The 15,605-nt window shown below is 62.7% G+C and carries 14 protein-coding genes and 1 pseudogene; 8 read left to right on the plus strand and 7 right to left on the minus strand.

Going from position 1 to position 15,605, the window contains the following annotated elements; all coding sequences use genetic code 11:
• The first annotated feature begins 6 nt into the window (after positions 1-6).
• From carB to AC097R_RS10035, 3 genes are all read left to right on the plus strand, one after another.
• Positions 7-3,261 carry a carbamoyl-phosphate synthase large subunit gene (gene carB, locus AC097R_RS10025; RefSeq protein WP_479597932.1) on the plus strand — a complete coding sequence of 1,085 codons (3,255 nt, stop codon included), beginning with the start codon at positions 7-9 and terminating at the stop codon, positions 3,259-3,261.
• A 107-nt stretch (positions 3,262-3,368) separates the two neighbouring features.
• The gene (gene greA / locus AC097R_RS10030; protein WP_479597933.1) at positions 3,369-3,845 is read left to right on the plus strand and encodes a transcription elongation factor GreA; all 477 of its coding nucleotides are present in this window, start codon (positions 3,369-3,371) and stop codon (positions 3,843-3,845) included.
• Entirely contained in the window at positions 3,845-4,285 is a 441-nt protein-coding gene (locus AC097R_RS10035; RefSeq protein WP_479597934.1) for a DUF4149 domain-containing protein, read from the plus strand. The genes greA and AC097R_RS10035 overlap by 1 nt, the downstream gene beginning before the upstream one ends.
• Before the next feature lie 47 nt (positions 4,286-4,332).
• On the opposite strand, the gene AC097R_RS10040 is transcribed toward AC097R_RS10035, so the two are convergent.
• Positions 4,333-4,809: a YhbY family RNA-binding protein gene (locus AC097R_RS10040; RefSeq protein ID WP_310341959.1), complete on the minus strand. Its 477-nt coding sequence runs from the start codon at positions 4,807-4,809 to the stop codon at positions 4,333-4,335.
• 50 nt (positions 4,810-4,859) lie between these two features.
• Complete coding sequence (locus tag AC097R_RS10045) at positions 4,860-6,968, minus strand: adenylate/guanylate cyclase domain-containing protein (RefSeq protein ID WP_479597935.1); 2,109 nt, start codon at positions 6,966-6,968, stop codon at positions 4,860-4,862.
• Positions 6,969-7,110: 142 nt separating this feature from the next.
• Between AC097R_RS10045 and AC097R_RS10050 the strand changes: the two genes are divergently transcribed.
• The 5 genes from AC097R_RS10050 (at position 7,111) to AC097R_RS10070 (ending at position 12,632) form a co-directional block, all read left to right on the plus strand.
• A complete protein-coding gene (locus AC097R_RS10050; RefSeq protein WP_479597936.1) occupies positions 7,111-7,770 on the plus strand; it encodes an RlmE family RNA methyltransferase in 660 nt (219 codons plus the stop codon).
• Between the two features lie 133 nt (positions 7,771-7,903).
• Positions 7,904-9,820 carry an ATP-dependent zinc metalloprotease FtsH gene (gene ftsH / locus AC097R_RS10055; RefSeq protein WP_479597937.1) on the plus strand — a complete coding sequence of 639 codons (1,917 nt, stop codon included), beginning with the start codon at positions 7,904-7,906 and terminating at the stop codon, positions 9,818-9,820.
• Between the two features lie 70 nt (positions 9,821-9,890).
• Positions 9,891-10,766, plus strand: coding sequence for a dihydropteroate synthase (gene folP, locus AC097R_RS10060; RefSeq protein WP_479597938.1), 876 nt, complete (start codon positions 9,891-9,893; stop codon positions 10,764-10,766).
• Positions 10,767-10,795: 29 nt separating this feature from the next.
• Positions 10,796-12,127, plus strand: a complete 1,332-nt coding sequence (gene glmM, locus AC097R_RS10065) for a phosphoglucosamine mutase (RefSeq protein ID WP_479597939.1) — start codon at positions 10,796-10,798, stop codon at positions 12,125-12,127.
• Positions 12,128-12,131: 4 nt separating this feature from the next.
• Positions 12,132-12,632: a GNAT family N-acetyltransferase gene (locus AC097R_RS10070; RefSeq protein ID WP_479597940.1), complete on the plus strand. Its 501-nt coding sequence runs from the start codon at positions 12,132-12,134 to the stop codon at positions 12,630-12,632.
• Between the two features lie 9 nt (positions 12,633-12,641).
• Here the strand turns inward: AC097R_RS10070 and AC097R_RS10075 are convergent, their stop codons facing one another.
• The 5 genes and pseudogenes from AC097R_RS10075 to AC097R_RS10095 all read right to left on the minus strand — a co-directional run bounded on the left by AC097R_RS10075 (position 12,642) and on the right by AC097R_RS10095 (position 15,592).
• A complete protein-coding gene (locus tag AC097R_RS10075; protein ID WP_479597941.1) occupies positions 12,642-13,181 on the minus strand; it encodes a DUF1697 domain-containing protein in 540 nt (179 codons plus the stop codon).
• Positions 13,182-13,424: 243 nt separating this feature from the next.
• Positions 13,425-14,147, minus strand: a pseudogene (arsH, locus tag AC097R_RS10080) (arsenical resistance protein ArsH).
• A complete protein-coding gene (arsC, locus tag AC097R_RS10085; protein WP_479597942.1) occupies positions 14,140-14,559 on the minus strand; it encodes an arsenate reductase (glutaredoxin) in 420 nt (139 codons plus the stop codon). The pseudogene arsH and the gene arsC overlap by 8 nt, the downstream one beginning before the upstream one ends.
• Positions 14,556-15,245, minus strand: a complete 690-nt coding sequence (locus tag AC097R_RS10090; protein ID WP_479597943.1) for an aquaporin — start codon at positions 15,243-15,245, stop codon at positions 14,556-14,558. Before AC097R_RS10090 ends, arsC begins: the two co-directional genes overlap by 4 nt.
• Positions 15,246-15,250: 5 nt before the next feature.
• Positions 15,251-15,592 carry an ArsR/SmtB family transcription factor gene (locus tag AC097R_RS10095; protein WP_479597944.1) on the minus strand — a complete coding sequence of 114 codons (342 nt, stop codon included), beginning with the start codon at positions 15,590-15,592 and terminating at the stop codon, positions 15,251-15,253.
• Between the last annotated feature and the right edge of the window lie 13 nt (positions 15,593-15,605).

Raw genomic sequence — 15,605 nt, forward strand, 5'->3', positions numbered from 1 at the left:
CTCACCATGCCAAAACGTACCGACATCAAAAGCATTCTCATCATCGGCGCCGGCCCCATCATCATTGGCCAAGCTTGTGAATTCGATTACTCCGGCGTGCAAGCGTGCAAGGCATTGCGTGAAGAGGGCTACAAGGTCATCCTGATCAACAGCAACCCTGCGACGATCATGACCGACCCGGCCACCGCCGACGTCACCTACATCGAGCCCATCACCTGGCAGACGGTCGAGAAGATCATCGCCAAGGAAAAGCCCGACGCCATTTTGCCCACCATGGGCGGCCAGACCGCGCTGAACTGTGCACTGGACCTGTGGCACCACGGCGTGCTGGACAAGTACAAGGTGGAGCTGATCGGCGCCACGCCCGAAGCCATCGACAAGGCGGAAGACCGCCTGAAGTTCAAGGACGCCATGACCAAGATCGGTCTGGGTTCCGCACGCTCCGGCATTGCCCACAGCATGGAAGAAGCCTGGACCGTGCAAAAGACGCTGGGCTTCCCCACGGTCATACGCCCCAGCTTTACGCTGGGTGGCACGGGTGGTGGCATCGCCTACAACTCGGAAGAATTCGAGACTATCTGCAAGCGCGGCCTGGAAGCCTCGCCCACCAACGAGCTGCTGATCGAAGAGTCGCTCTTGGGCTGGAAAGAGTATGAGATGGAAGTGGTGCGCGACAAGGCGGACAACTGCATCATCGTTTGCTCCATCGAGAATTTGGACCCCATGGGTGTGCACACGGGTGACTCCATCACCGTGGCGCCAGCGCAAACGCTGACCGACAAGGAATACCAGATCTTGCGCAACGCATCGCTGGCCGTGCTGCGCGAAATTGGCGTGGACACCGGTGGCTCCAACGTGCAGTTCTCCATCAACCCGGTGGACGGCCGCATGGTGGTCATCGAAATGAACCCCCGCGTGTCCCGTTCCTCGGCGCTGGCCTCGAAGGCCACGGGTTTCCCGATTGCCAAGGTGGCGGCCAAGCTGGCGGTGGGCTTCACGCTGGACGAGCTGCGCAATGACATCACCGGCGGTGCGACTCCCGCATCGTTCGAACCCAGCATCGACTACGTGGTCACCAAGATCCCACGCTTTGCGTTCGAGAAATTCCCCACTGCCGACAGCCGCCTGACCACGCAGATGAAGAGCGTGGGCGAGGTCATGGCCATGGGTCGCACCTTCCAGGAATCCTTCCAGAAAGCCTTGCGCGGTCTGGAAGTGGGCGTGGATGGCATGAACGAGAAAACCCAGGACCGCGAAGTGCTGGAAAAAGAGCTGGGCGAACCCGGCCCCGAGCGCATTTGGTACGTGGGCGACGCGTTCGCCCAGGGCATGAGCGTGGACGAAGTGTTTGCGCTGACCAAGATCGACCCCTGGTTCCTGGTGCAGATCGAACAGATCGTGAAGTTGGAGCTCGAAATCGAGCGCCTGCCCCAGCCTGCCGTGGGCAGCGCCCTGGATAACATCGACGCGCCCACCCTGCGTGCCCTGAAGCAAAAAGGCTTCTCGGACCGTCGTTTGGCGCGCCAGTTCAAGACCACCGACAAGGCCGTGCGCGAAAAGCGCCGCGCCCTGGGTGTGCGCCCTGTCTACAAGCGCGTGGACACCTGTGCCGCCGAATTTGCCACCAACACGGCCTACATGTATTCCACCTACGAGGCCGAAGGCTCCGAGTGCGAAGCCGCGCCCACGGACAAGAAGAAGATCATGGTGCTGGGCGGTGGCCCCAACCGCATCGGCCAGGGTATCGAGTTTGACTACTGCTGCGTGCACGCCGCGCTCGCCATGCGCGAAGACGGCTACGAGACCATCATGGTCAACTGCAACCCCGAAACGGTGTCCACCGACTACGACACCTCCGACCGCCTGTACTTTGAGCCGCTGACGCTGGAAGACGTGCTGGAAATCGTGGACAAGGAAAAGCCGGTCGGCGTGATCGTGCAGTACGGCGGCCAAACGCCTTTGAAGCTGGCGCTGGACCTGGAAGCCAACGGTGTGCCCATCATCGGCACCACGCCCGACATGATCGACGCCGCCGAAGACCGTGAGCGCTTCCAGAAGCTGTTGCACGAACTCAAGCTGCGCCAGCCGCCCAACGCCACGGCCCGTACCGAACCCGAAGCGCTGGAAAAAGCCGCCGCCCTGGGCTACCCCCTGGTGGTGCGCCCAAGCTATGTGCTGGGCGGCCGCGCCATGGAAATCGTGCACGAGCAGCGCGACCTGGAGCGCTACATGCGCGAAGCGGTGAAGGTGAGCAACGACTCGCCCGTGCTGCTGGACCGCTTTTTGAACGACGCGATCGAGTGCGATGTGGACTGCATCCGCGATGGCTCCGGCGACACCTTCATCGGTGGCGTGATGGAGCACATCGAGCAAGCCGGCGTGCACAGCGGCGACTCTGCCTGCTCCTTGCCACCCTACAGCCTGAGCACGGACACCGTGGCCGAGATCAAACGCCAGACCAAGGCGATGGCCGGCGCCTTGAATGTGGTGGGCCTGATGAACGTGCAGTTCGCCATCCAGAACGTGGACGGCAAGGACGTGATTTACGTGCTGGAAGTGAACCCCCGCGCTAGCCGCACCGTGCCTTTTGTCTCCAAGGCCACGGGCATTCAGCTGGCCAAGGTGGCTGCGCGCTGCATGGCCGGCCAGACCCTGGCTAGCCAGGGTATTGGCAAGGAAGTCACACCGCCGTACTTCAGTGTGAAGGAAGCCGTGTTCCCGTTTGTGAAGTTCCCCGGTGTGGACACCATTCTCGGTCCCGAGATGAAGTCCACCGGTGAAGTCATGGGCGTGGGCAAGACCTTCGGCGAAGCCTTTGTGAAGTCGCAGCTGGGTGCCGGTGCCAAGCTGCCGCGCGGCGGCAAGGCATTTATCTCGGTCAAGCAGACCGACAAACCCCGCGCCGTGGAAGTGGCACGTACGCTGGCCGCGCAGGGCTTTGAGATTGTGGCGACCAAGGGCACGGCAGCGGCCATCAACGCAGCCGGTGTGACCTGCAGTGTGGTGAACAAGGTGGCCGAAGGCCGCCCGCACATTGTGGACATGATCAAGAACGAGGAAATCTCCATGGTGGTCAACACTGTGGAAGAGCGCCGCAACGCGATCGCCGATTCCCGCCAGATCCGCACCTCGGCCCTGCTGGCCCGCGTTACGACCTACACCACCATCGCCGGAGCTGAAGCCGCGGTGGAGGGCATGAAGTACCTGGACAACCTGGGTGTGGTGTCGGTGCAGGAAATGCACGCACAACTTCAGGCCTGAGCCACCGCATAAGTTGGCATAATCCGATCCAACTGCATGGGACAGTGCCGCGCGCAAGCGTTGCACTGTCCTTGTCACTTTGAGGCCCTGTAATTTCTCTATCCACCATGGCAACCATTCCTATTACCAAGCGCGGCGCTGAAATCCTGAAGGCCGAGCTGCACAAGCTCAAAACCGTGGAGCGCCCTTGGGTGATCAACGCGATTTCGGAAGCGCGCGCCCAAGGCGATCTGAGCGAAAACGCCGAATACGAAGCCGCCAAGGACCGCCAAGGCTTCATCGAAGGCCGTATCCAGGAGGTGGAAGGCAAGCTGTCGGCTGCGCAAATCATCGATCCCACCGAGCTGGACGCGGGTGGCCGTGTGGTGTTCGGGGCCACCGTGGAACTGGAAGACGAAGCCACGGGCGACCGGGTGAAGTACCAGATCGTGGGTGAAGACGAGGCCGACCTCAAGCTGGGCCTGGTCAATATCAGCTCCCCCATTGCCCGCGCCCTGATCGGCAAGGAAGAGGGCGATACCGCCGTGGTGCAAGCCCCCGGTGGCGAGAAGGCCTACGAGATCGTGGCCGTTCACTACCTCTGATGCGTAGCCTGCCCCTGTGGCTGGCCGCCGTCTGGGCCATGAGCCTGAGCGTGCTGGGCTTGTTCGTGGTGCCCATGCTGTTTGTCCATCTGCCCACGCCTGCGATGGCCGGGCAAATGGCGGCCAAGCTGTTCACGGTGCAAACCTGGGTGTCGGTCGCCTGCGGCGTTCTGCTCCTGATGGTTTTTAGATCAAACAAGCCTCTAGCCCCCGTGGATACTGCGCAAGCTGCTACGCTTTTTGTAGTGGCGGGTGTGTTGCTTGCGCTGCTCGTGGAGCTGGCCGTGGCGCCGCGCATTGTGGCGCGTGACAACCTGGCGCTGTGGCACAAGCTAGGCAGCGCCATGTACCTGGCGCAGTGGCTGTGCGCACTGGTGGTGTTTGGCAAACTGGCCCACGCCGCCACACGATCAGCCACCGAACCCTCCGCACAGGCATAAAAAAACCGGAGCACCAGGCTCCGGTTTGCAAGGGAAGGGTGCCCGACTCAGGTCTGGCTGCGTTTCTTGACGCTGGTTTTTGGCTTCGGCTTGGCACGCTTGATGTTGCCGCCGGGCGTGAGGCGCTGATTGCCCAGCACGCGCAGGGTTTTGACCTCAGGCCGCTGGCCAGGGCGCTTGCTGAACTTCAGCACCTTGAAATCACGCGGACCCGCCATGCGGTCTTCGTCAACCACTTTTTCTTTCACAGGCTGGGGGCGCCAGAGCACCAGCAGCTTGCCGATGTGCTGGATGGGCGCAGCATTCAGCTCGTCGGCCAGGGTCTTGAACATCTCTTCGCGGGCCACGCGATCGTCGGAAAACACGCGCACCTTGATCAGGCCGTGGGCGTTGAGTGCTGCGTCAACTTCTTTTTTGACGTTGGCCGTCAGGCCATCGCCACCGACCATGACAACGGGGTCCAGGTGGTGGGCTTCAGCGCGGTGTTCCTTGCGCTGGGCAGGAGTCAGTTGGATTTGGGGCATGCCCATATTATCGACGCATTGGTGCCGGCGCGGAATGGCGCCAGCACCATTCAGGTCGGCGACGGGTCCTTGGTGCGCTGGCCCTGGCATTTTTCCAGCATGCGCTGGGCCACGGTGTCGTGCGGGAATCGCGCCAGGATGGCGGCATAGGCCTCGGCTGCCCCCACAAAGTCGTTGTCCGCGTAGCGGGCGTAGGCATCTACCGTCAGGTTGCACAGCCGGGCTTCTTCGGGGGTGGCCGCGGTTTCCTCGTCACCGTCGCGGATGGCCAGCAGCTCATAGACCAGCAGCTCTCCCTTGCGGCCTTTGACCGAGACCGTGTCGATAGGGCGCAACCACAGGCGCTCACCGGCAGCCCGGTAGACCGCGTGGCTCACGCAGACCCAGGTGCCCAGTTCTTTGTTAAGGCCCTCCAGCCGCGCAGCCACGTTCACGCCATCGCCCATGACGGTGTAGCTCACCCGTTCGGCCGATCCCACATTGCCTACCAGCACCGAATCGCTGTGGATACCGATGCGCACTTTCAGGGCCGACATGGACTGGGAGGTCCACTCCTGGTTGCGCAGAGCCATGCGGCGCTGCGAGCGCACCGCCGCCACGCAGGCCAGATAAGCGTGGTTCTCCAGCGGGGTGGGCGCGCCCCAGAACGCCATCACGGCGTCGCCAATGTACTTGTCCACCGTGCCGTGTTCCTGTTCGATGGACTGGGTGACACTGGCAAAGTAATCGGACACGCGGGCCAGCAGCTGCTGCGAAGGCTCGGATTCCGACAAGGTGGAGAAGCCTTCCAGGTCGGTAAAGAACAGCGTCAGGTAGCGGCTTTCCACCCCCAGCCGCGTGCCCTGGCCCGAGTCGATCAGTTGCTTGACCAGCCCGCGCGGCACGTAGGAGGTGAACGATTCCAGCGCACGCGTAAGGGTGAACACGGCTTTGGCCAAATGGCTGATTTCGGCAATGCGCGACTCGACCATGGGGGCCTGCAGGAATTCGAAATCGCGGATGTGCACCACTTCTTCTGCCAACTGCTCTATGGGCTTGGACAAGGCGCGGGACAGGCGGTAAATCAGCACCAGTTGCAGGAAAAACACCAGGGTGCCGAAGACCAGCAAGCGGCGGTTGGTGTCTTTGATGCCACCCACGAAGTCGTCGGTGGGCGCAATGATCAGCAGCTCCCACGGTTTTTTGAAGTTCTTGGGGAAGGGGGAGAACACGCCGATGTATTCGGTGTTGTCGGGCCCTGCCGTGAAGTGGAAGCGGTCGGTGCCACTGCGAATCCGCTCGGCCAGCGCCGCGGTCACGCGCACGTCCCCCAGTTTGCCCAGCTGGTTTTGCACCAGCTCGTTGTCCTTCAGCGTCAGGCCGCGCTCGAACTCCGGGTGGGCGATCACGCCACCGTGGTCGTCGGCAATGATGGTGATGCTGTTGGGGCTGACCCGGTTGTCCGAAAGGTAGGCCGACAGGGTTTTGAGCGTCAGGTCAATCGCGAACACACCGGAAGTGTGCCCCGCCGTGACGATGGGGGCAGTTACCGTAATGCCCAGCTCGCCGGAGCTGGCAAAGGGGTAAACGTCCGACACGATGAGCGTCTGCAGGCGCGCCGCTTCCTTGTAATAGCCGCGGGTGCGGGGGTCGTAGTTCACCGGACCGGCGTCGCTGCCCAGCACCGTGCCCCAGGCGCTGTGGAAGCGGTACTGGTCCTGGGGTTCACCCGCTGTAGCGCGCTGGTCGATAAAGCGGTCAATGATCAGCGTACCTGTGGGAACCGGCTTGTCCAACACTGGCCTGCCGGGCACTACCCGGCGCACCTGGCGAAAGCTTCCGTCCTCGAAGGCCGCATAGGCCGCGTACACCGCCTCATTGGAGGCCACAATTTCGTGCAGATAGTCCGACGCATTGGGCTCCCGAAAGTAATCGGGTTTGTCGCGCATCAAGGTGCCGGCGGCGCGGGCGTTGCTGATGAAGGGGTTCAGCAACCGGGCCGCGTTGTTGAAGTTCTCATGGACCGACTTTTCGATGAACTTGTTCGAATAGTCTTCGATCAGCAGCGTGTTGGCCCGGTAGCTCACCAGCAAGAACGCGATGATTACAGGCAGGGTCAGGACGACAAACAGCCAGCTGATGGTGACGTGCAGTTTGACGTTGCGCTTGAACAGGGGCATGCCTTCCTCTCGATCTGGGGGCCTCCTTCGAGGAAGATCTCCGTCAAAGGTCAACTCGCCACTATAGAGGAGATGTGGGGCGAACTGGAAAAGCCCGACAATCGGAACCCTCCCCGCAATGGGGATCGCATTCAAGGCTCGCATGAAAACACCCAGCAAAGGCAAAAAGGTCAACAAGGCCTGGTTGCACGACCACATCAACGACCCCTACGTCAAATTGGCGGCCAAAGAGGGGTACCGGGCCCGTGCGGCCTACAAACTCAAGGAAATTGACGAAACCTTGCATCTCATCAAGCCTGGCCAACTGGTGGTGGATCTGGGCTGCACCCCTGGCGCCTGGAGCCAGTACCTGCGCCGCCGCATGTCGCCCCAAGGTGCGGCGGTGGGGGCGTTGGACGGCACCATCATTGGGCTGGACCTGCTGCCCATGGAGCCCATTGAGGGCGTTACCTTTATCCAGGGCGATTTTCGCGAGGCCGATACCCTGGCCTTGCTGGAGACGGCACTAGCTGGCAAGCAGGCGGATCTGGTGGTGTCCGACATGGCGCCCAACCTGTCAGGGATTTCCTCGGCCGATGCGGCGCGCATTGAGTATTTGGTGGAGCTGGCGATTGAGTTTGCCCAGAACCACATGAAGCCCCAGGGCGCCCTGGTGGCCAAGGTGTTCCATGGCGGCAGCTACAACGATGTAGTGCAGCGCTTCAAGTCGGCCTTTGTCACGGTCAAGCCCTTCAAGCCCAAGGCCTCGCGCGACCGTTCGTCGGAAACCTTCCTGGTGGGCATGGGCTTGCGCTCTGTTTAAGCAGCCGCCCAGCTATTCCCATGCGGTTTCTGTGGCCGTAAACCTTGAATGGGCAGCTTTCATGTCTTGAAACGCCTAAAATGGGTCCCAAGTACGCAAGGTTCGTCTACTTGCGCCAGTATTGGAGCTTCGCTTGAATAATCAGTGGTTTTCAAAAATTGCAGTGTGGTTGGTGATTGCCTTGGTGCTTTTCACCGTGTTCAAGCAATTCGATTCGCGCAGCGCTGGCAGCGCGGGCTTGGTCGGCTACTCCGATTTCCTGGAGCAAGTGCGCAATAAGCAAATCAAGAGCGCCATCATCCAGGAAGGCCAGGGCGGCACTGAAATTTTGGCCGTCACCACCGACGACCGCAAGGTCCGCACCACCGCTACCTACCTCGATCGTGGCCTGGTTGGCGACCTGATCAACAACGGCGTCAAGTTCGACGTCAAACCCCGCGAAGAAAGCTCCTTGCTCATGACCTTGCTGGTCAGCTGGGGGCCTATGCTGCTGCTGATTGGCGTGTGGGTGTACTTCATGCGGCAAATGCAAGGCGGCGGCAAGGGCGGCGCTTTCAGCTTCGGCAAGAGCAAGGCGCGCCTGCTGGACGAAAACACCAACACCGTGACCTTTGCCGATGTGGCCGGTTGCGATGAGGCCAAGGAAGAAGTGAAGGAAGTCGTGGACTTCCTCAAAGATCCCTCCAAATTCCAGAAACTCGGTGGCCGTATTCCGCGCGGCCTGCTGCTGGTCGGCCCTCCCGGTACCGGCAAGACGCTGCTGGCCAAGTCCATTGCGGGCGAAGCCAAGGTGCCGTTCTTCAGCATCTCGGGTTCTGACTTTGTGGAAATGTTTGTCGGCGTGGGCGCATCCCGCGTGCGCGACATGTTCGAGAACGCCAAGAAGAACGCCCCCTGCATCATCTTCATCGATGAAATTGACGCCGTGGGCCGCCAACGTGGTGCGGGCCTAGGCGGTGGTAACGACGAGCGCGAACAAACCCTGAACCAGATGCTGGTCGAGATGGACGGTTTCGAGACCAATGTGGGCGTGATCGTGGTGGCTGCCACCAACCGCCCTGACATTCTGGATGCGGCCTTGCTGCGTCCCGGCCGTTTTGACCGCCAGGTGTATGTGACCCTGCCCGATATCCGTGGCCGCGAACAGATTCTGAACGTGCACATGCGCAAAGTACCTTTGGGTCAGGACGTGAGCGCCATGACCATTGCCCGTGGTACGCCCGGCATGAGCGGTGCCGACTTGGCGAACCTGTGCAACGAAGCCGCCCTGATGGCCGCCCGCCGCAATGCGCGCCTGGTGGAAATGCAGGACTTCGAGAAGGCCAAGGACAAGATCCTCATGGGCCCCGAGCGCAAGAGCATGGTCATGCCTGAAGAAGAGCGCAAGAACACGGCCTACCACGAGTCCGGCCACGCGCTGATTGGCAAGCTGTTGCCCAAGTGCGACCCGGTGCACAAGGTCACCATCATTCCCCGTGGCCGTGCCCTGGGCGTGACCATGAGCCTGCCCGCACAAGACCGCTACAGCTACGACAGCGAATTCATGCTGAACCAGATCAGCATGCTGTTTGGCGGCCGTATTGCCGAAGAAGTCTTCATGAACCAGATGACTACGGGTGCCAGCAACGACTTTGAGCGTGCTACCTCGATCGCCCGCGACATGGTGACCCGTTACGGCATGACCGACGCGCTGGGCCCGATGGTGTATGCCGAAAACGAAGGCGAAGTCTTCCTGGGCCGCAGCGTGACCAAGACCACCAGCATGAGCGAACAGACCATGCAAAAGGTGGACTCGGAAGTGCGCCGCATCATCGACCAGCAATACGCCCTCGCGCGCAAGCTGATCGAAGACAACCAGGACAAGATGCACGCCATGGCCAAAGCCCTGCTGGAATGGGAAACCATTGACAGCGACCAGTTGGACGACATCATGGCTGGCCGTGAGCCACGTCCTCCCAAGGACTGGACGCCCCGCACCCCCACCAATGGTGGCGGAGGCAGCGGTGGCGCACCCGCCGTGGCGGCCGACCCGGCACCCACAGCCGCCTGACACCAGGCTGCGCTGAACCCACAGGGCCTTCGGGCCCTGTGTGCGTTTCAGGGCTTGCATAATCCAGCCCATGCATTGGCAAACCACCCGTTTCACGATTGACCTGTCCCGGCCCCAGGTCATGGGCATCGTCAACGTCACCCCCGATTCGTTCTCCGACGGCGGGCAGTATGCTGCGCGCGATGCTGCGCTGGCGCATTGCGAGAAGCTGCTCAAGGACGGGGCCGATATGCTGGACATCGGCGGTGAATCGACCCGCCCCGGTGCCCAGGCGCTGCCGCTGGAGGAAGAGCTGGCGCGTGTGCTGCCCGTGGTCAAACACGCGGTCACCCTGGGTGTGCCGGTCTCGGTAGACACCTACAAGCCCGCCGTCATGCAGGCGGTGTTGGACTTGGGGGCTGACATCGTCAACGACGTCTGGGCCCTGCGCTGGCGTGATGCAGCGGGTGGATCCACGGGCGAAGCGGTGGTGGCCGCACACGGCCGCTGCGGCGTGTGCCTGATGCACATGCACCGCGATCCACAGACCATGCAGGTGGCGCCCATGGAGGGCGATGTGGTGCCGCAGGTGCTATCTTTTTTAGAGCTGCTTGCGCAGCGTTTACGAGGGCTAGGGGTCGATTCGGCCCGTATTTGCCTGGACCCCGGCATTGGCTTTGGCAAGACGGTGCCGCAGAACTTTGCGTTGCTCGCGCGCCAAACCCAGGCCGTGCCCGCGGGCTACCCAGTGCTGGCGGGTTGGTCGCGCAAATCGTCGCTGGCCGCAGTCACCCAAACCTCGCTGAGCCAGGTGGCCAGCATGGACGTGGACCAGCGCCGGGCACCCAGCGTGACGGCCGCCGTGCTGGCCGTGCAGAACGGTGCGAATGTGGTGCGCGTGCACGATGTGCGCGACACGGTCAGTGCCCTCAAGGTGCTGGCCGCCATGCAAGCTGCACGTTCATAACAACCAACAACAACACAACAGGAATTCAAATGGGACGACAGTATTTCGGCACCGACGGCATTCGCGGCACCGTGGGGCAGGCCCCCATCACCCCCGACTTTGTGCTGCGCTTGGCGCACGCCGTGGGCCATGTGCTCAAGGAAACCGAGGCACGCCCCACGGTGCTGATCGGCAAGGACACGCGCATCTCGGGCTACATGCTGGAGAGCGCGCTGGAGAGCGGCTTTAACTCCGCGGGTGTGGATGTGGTGCTGCTCGGCCCACTGCCCACACCGGGCGTGGCCTACCTCACGCGTGCGCAGCGGGCCTCGCTGGGCGTGGTCATCAGCGCCAGCCACAACCCGTTTGCCGACAACGGCATCAAGTTTTTCAGCGCCAAGGGCAGCAAGCTGCCCGACGCCTGGGAGCTGTCCGTGGAAGCCGAGCTGGAGAAACCGCCGGTATGGGTGGACTCTGCCAGCCTGGGCAAGAGCCGCCGCCTGGACGACGCGGCCGGCCGCTACATCGAGTTCTGCAAAAGCACCTTTGCCAACGACCTGACCTTGAAGGGCCTGAAGATTGTGGTGGACGCGGCCCATGGCGCGGCGTACCACATCGCACCCAAGGTGTTCCATGAGCTGGGTGCCGAGGTCATTGCCATCGGCTGCTCGCCCGACGGCCTGAACATCAACAAGGGCGTGGGTGCCACCCACCCCGAGGCGCTGGTGCAGGCCGTGAAGGACCACAAGGCCGACTTCGGCATCGCGCTGGACGGCGACGCCGACCGCTTGCAACTGGTGGATGCGGACGGCCGCCTCTACAACGGCGACGAGCTGCTGTACCTGATGGCCGACGACCGCCTAGGCCGCGACGAGCATGTGCCCGGCGTGGTGGGCACGCTGATGACCAATATGGCCGTGGAAGTGGCGCTGAAGAAGCGCGGTGTTCAGTTTGTGCGTGCCAAGGTGGGCGATCGCTACGTGCTCGAAGAGCTGGAGAAGCACAAGTGGATCTTGGGGGGCGAGGGCTCGGGCCACTTGCTGGCGCTAGACAAGCACACCACGGGTGATGGCTTGGTGTCGGCCCTGCAGGTGCTGCAGGCCTGCGTGCGCAGCGGCAAGACCATGGCGCAGCTGTTGGATGGCGTGACGCTATTCCCGCAAACCCTGATCAACGTGCGCCTGGCTCCGGGCCAGGACTGGAAGTCCAACACCCGCCTGAGCGAAGAAACCAAAGCCGCTGAAGCCGCGCTCGGTGACAGTGGCCGCGTGCTGATCCGCGCCAGTGGCACCGAACCCTTGGTACGTGTGATGGTGGAGGCGCGCGATGCCGCGCAGGCCCAAAGCTGTGCCCAGCGCATTGCCGATACCCTGAAGGTTTGAACCCATGACGACTGCGATCCGCGTGGTCCGTGCCGATTACGCCAACCCCGTGCATGCCGCTGCGCTGGTCATGCTGCTCGATGCCTATGCCAGCGACCCCATGGGCGGTGGTGAGGGTCTGAGTGATTTTGCCAAGGCCAACCTGGTGCCCTCGCTGGCCGCGCGCCCGCAGGCCTTCAGCGTGCTGGCATACGCGTCCGAGGACGACGCCACGCCCGTGGGCCTGATCAATTGCATTGAAGGTTTCTCCACCTTTGCCTGCAAGCCGCTGGTGAACGTGCATGACGTCGCAGTGCTGCCCGGCTACCGCGGCCAGCGCATTGGCGAGAAGATGCTGGCGCTGGTGGAACAGATCGCCACCGAGCGCGGTGCCTGCAAGCTGACGCTCGAAGTGCTGTCGGGCAACGGCGGCGCGGTGAAGCTGTACGAGCGCGTGGGCTTTGCCTATTACGCGCTAGACCCGGCCATGGGGCAGGCGGGTTTCATGCAGAAGTGGCTGGGCTAGGGCCCTAGATCACGCGTATTTGGCCACCAGCCGGGATACCGTGTTCCAGCTCCGGGTGGTGGCCGGCAACCCCAGCATTTTTTCCAAAAATGCATTGGGGCTGCCCGGCGTGTTGCCGATCTTGAGGCTCAGGCTGAAGGCCTCACCCCCCGTGCAGTGAAACACCTCCAGGTCCTGGCGCTTGGAGTGCAGAGGCAGGGGGCCGGGCACTTCTGCGTCGTGGTGCAAAAACGTGACGCAACATTCATAGACGGTAGTGGTGTCCACCCCGGCAAACGGCGTACTCGCGACCAGCTGCGCCAAGTAGGGAACAGGCCGCACAAAACCGGGCTCCACCAGGCCGCACACCGCGTGAAGTTGCTTGGCCGCCTTGCGCAGCAGCGCGTCGGGGTTGGCTCGTGGGCCGGTTGAAAAGACCAGCGTGCCATTCGTCAGAAACGATGCGGCCGCATGCGCCCCGGCGTCCAGAAACGCCTGCTCCAGCTGCACCCGCGTGGGGCAGTGGGTGCGGCCCAGGTTGAGGTTGCGGAAAAAGGCGACGTGTTTCACAGCCGCAGTATGGTCGATCAGGGGGCAGGGCTGCAGAGGTTCGTGGGAGCGCTCTGCAAGTCAGGCACCCACATCACCGGAGCGAAACCGCCCCCTTCGGTACGGAAGTCAGTGGTTTGGCCGTTGTAGGTGCGGGCGGCCAGTAGCTGCACGCACCCGGCATAGGTTTAGGTGCGCAGGTTCATCGCATCGGCTAGCGTGGTGTTGGGGATGGCCGGCGTGGTTTGCATGGTGATGGAGGCGTCAAAGGCTGCGCTGGTTGACGCGCTTCATGAGCTGCTCGGTTGTTTCCTTGCGTTCGCTGTAGCGGTCCACCAGATATGGCGATACATCGCGCGTGAGCAGCGTGAACTTCACCAGCTCTTCCATCACATCCACCACGCGCTCGAAGTAGCTGGATGGCTTCATGCGGTCATCGTCACCAAACTCCATGAACGCCTTGGCCACCGAGCTTTGGTTCGGGATGGTGACCATGCGCATCCAGCGGCCCAGCAGACGCATCTGGTTCACTGCGTTGAAGCTTTGCGAGCCGCCGCTCACCTGCATCACTGCAAGTGTCTTGCCCTGTGTGGGGCGCAGGGCGCCGCTGTTCAGCGGAATCCAGTCGATCTGCGCCTTCATGATGCCGGTCATGGCACCGTGCCGCTCGGGTGAGGTCCACACCATGCCCTCAGACCACTACACTAGCTCGCGCAACTCTTGCACCTTGGGGTGGGTGTCGGGCGCGTCGTCGGGCAAGGGCAGTCCGGTGGGGTTGAAGATGCGGGTCTCTGCCCCCATGGCCTGCAGCAGGCGCGCGGCCTCCTCGGTCAACAGCCTGCTGAACGAGCGGGGCCGTAGCGAGCCATAGAGCAGCGCGATGCGGGGAGCATGATTGGATGGCGTAGCCGAGCGCAGTGATGCCACATCCGGCACCCGAAAGTGGGTGGCATCCAGCTGCGGCAGAGTGGTGACCAGATCACACACGTTGGCCCTTGTCGTTGACCACTGCTTCACCGTCTTCCTTGGTAAACGCCGCTTGCTGAGGGGTGGGCAGCAGGTCCAGCACCAGCTCGGATGGGCGGCATAGGCGCGTGCCCAAGGGGGTTTCCACCACCGGGCGGTTGATGAGGATGGGATGCTGCAGCATGAAGTCCAGCAGTTCGTCGTCCGTCCACTTTGCATTCGCCAAATCCAGCTCGGCATAGGGCGTGCCTTTTTCGCGGAGTAGATCGCGCGGGCCGCTGCCCATGGCGGCCAGCAGTTGCTGCAGGCGTACTTTGGTAGGTGGGGTCTTCAGGTATTCAATGACCTCGGGCTCCACGCCGCTGTTGCGAATCATGGCCAGAGTGTTGCGCGACGTCCCGCAAGCGGGGTTGTGGAAGATGGTGATGGTCATACGGTTTCTTTCTGGGAGGAGAGTGTGTTGGCCAAGGCTGCGCCCAGCACTGCGCCCACGCATTGCGCCAGCACAAACCCCAGGGCGCTGGCAGGGGCGATGCCTGCAAAGGTGTCGCTGAACATGCGGCCCACCACGGCGGCGGGGTTGGCAAACGAGGTGCTGGCGGTGAACCAGTAGGCCGCGCCGATGTAGCAGGCCACCAGCGCTGGTGCTTTGCCGGGCGGTGCGCGCAGGATGGTGAACACCAGCCCGCCAGTGGCCACGGCCTCGGCCACCCACTGGCCCGTACCGCCCCGCAGGTGCTGGCTCAGGTGCAGGGCCGGCAGCTCGAACATGGCGTTGGCCAGGGCCGCACCGGCCGCGGCCCCCAGCAACTGGGATGCTATGAAAAGCGTAGCTGCTCGCGCACTGTTCTCAGGGGCTAGCTGCCGTTTTGACCACATAAGCAGCGTGACCAATGGGTTGAAGTGCGCGCCGCTGACCGGGCCCAGGGTTTCAATCAGCACATACAGCGCAAACACCGTGGCCAATGTGTTAGCCAGCAGCGCCACGCCGTCGTTGCCGCCGCTGATGCGCTGGGCCATGATGCCGGAGCCAATGACGGCGCAGAGCAGGGCGGCGGTGCCCAGGAATTCGGCCAACAGCTGCTGGCGCAGGGGGGGTGTAGGCGGAGTTTTGGTCATGGCGTTTAACAGCATTTGCCCGCCGTGGTACCTGTCACCTCGCAGCCTTCACCCTGGCAGCAATGCATGGTCATGTACGCCAGCAGACCGTTCATCTGCGCAAAGTTGGCGCGGTAAATGAGGTTGCGCCCGCGCTGCTCAATGTCGACCAGGCCGGAGTGGGCCAGTTCCTTCAGGTGGAAGGACAGGGCGCTGGGTGCGCTGTCCAACTGCTGGGCCAGGGTGCCGGGGGTCAGGCCCTCGGGGCCGGCCACCACCAAGGCCTTGAAGGCGCGCAGGCGCTGGGCTTGGGCCAGCGCGGTCAGGGCCTTGAGGGCCTGGGGTTCGTCAAAGGCTGCGGTGTTCATATTTCAATAATAC

This window comes from Rhodoferax sp. ZS1R25 (genome assembly GCF_056521335.1).

Coding starts and splice junctions, on each gene's coding strand:
- carB (WP_479597932.1), top strand. CDS start 7: ATGCCAAAACGTACCGACATCAAAAGCATTCTCATCATCGGCGCCGGC.
- AC097R_RS10040 (WP_310341959.1), bottom strand. CDS start 4,809: ATGCCCCAAATCCAACTGACTCCTGCCCAGCGCAAGGAACACCGCGCT.
- AC097R_RS10035 (WP_479597934.1), top strand. CDS start 3,845: ATGCGTAGCCTGCCCCTGTGGCTGGCCGCCGTCTGGGCCATGAGCCTG.
- glmM (WP_479597939.1), top strand. CDS start 10,796: ATGGGACGACAGTATTTCGGCACCGACGGCATTCGCGGCACCGTGGGG.
- AC097R_RS10045 (WP_479597935.1), bottom strand. CDS start 6,968: ATGCCCCTGTTCAAGCGCAACGTCAAACTGCACGTCACCATCAGCTGG.
- AC097R_RS10050 (WP_479597936.1), top strand. CDS start 7,111: ATGAAAACACCCAGCAAAGGCAAAAAGGTCAACAAGGCCTGGTTGCAC.
- AC097R_RS10095 (WP_479597944.1), bottom strand. CDS start 15,592: ATGAACACCGCAGCCTTTGACGAACCCCAGGCCCTCAAGGCCCTGACC.
- arsC (WP_479597942.1), bottom strand. CDS start 14,559: ATGACCATCACCATCTTCCACAACCCCGCTTGCGGGACGTCGCGCAAC.
- greA (WP_479597933.1), top strand. CDS start 3,369: ATGGCAACCATTCCTATTACCAAGCGCGGCGCTGAAATCCTGAAGGCC.
- folP (WP_479597938.1), top strand. CDS start 9,891: ATGCATTGGCAAACCACCCGTTTCACGATTGACCTGTCCCGGCCCCAG.
- AC097R_RS10090 (WP_479597943.1), bottom strand. CDS start 15,245: ATGACCAAAACTCCGCCTACACCCCCCCTGCGCCAGCAGCTGTTGGCC.
- AC097R_RS10070 (WP_479597940.1), top strand. CDS start 12,132: ATGACGACTGCGATCCGCGTGGTCCGTGCCGATTACGCCAACCCCGTG.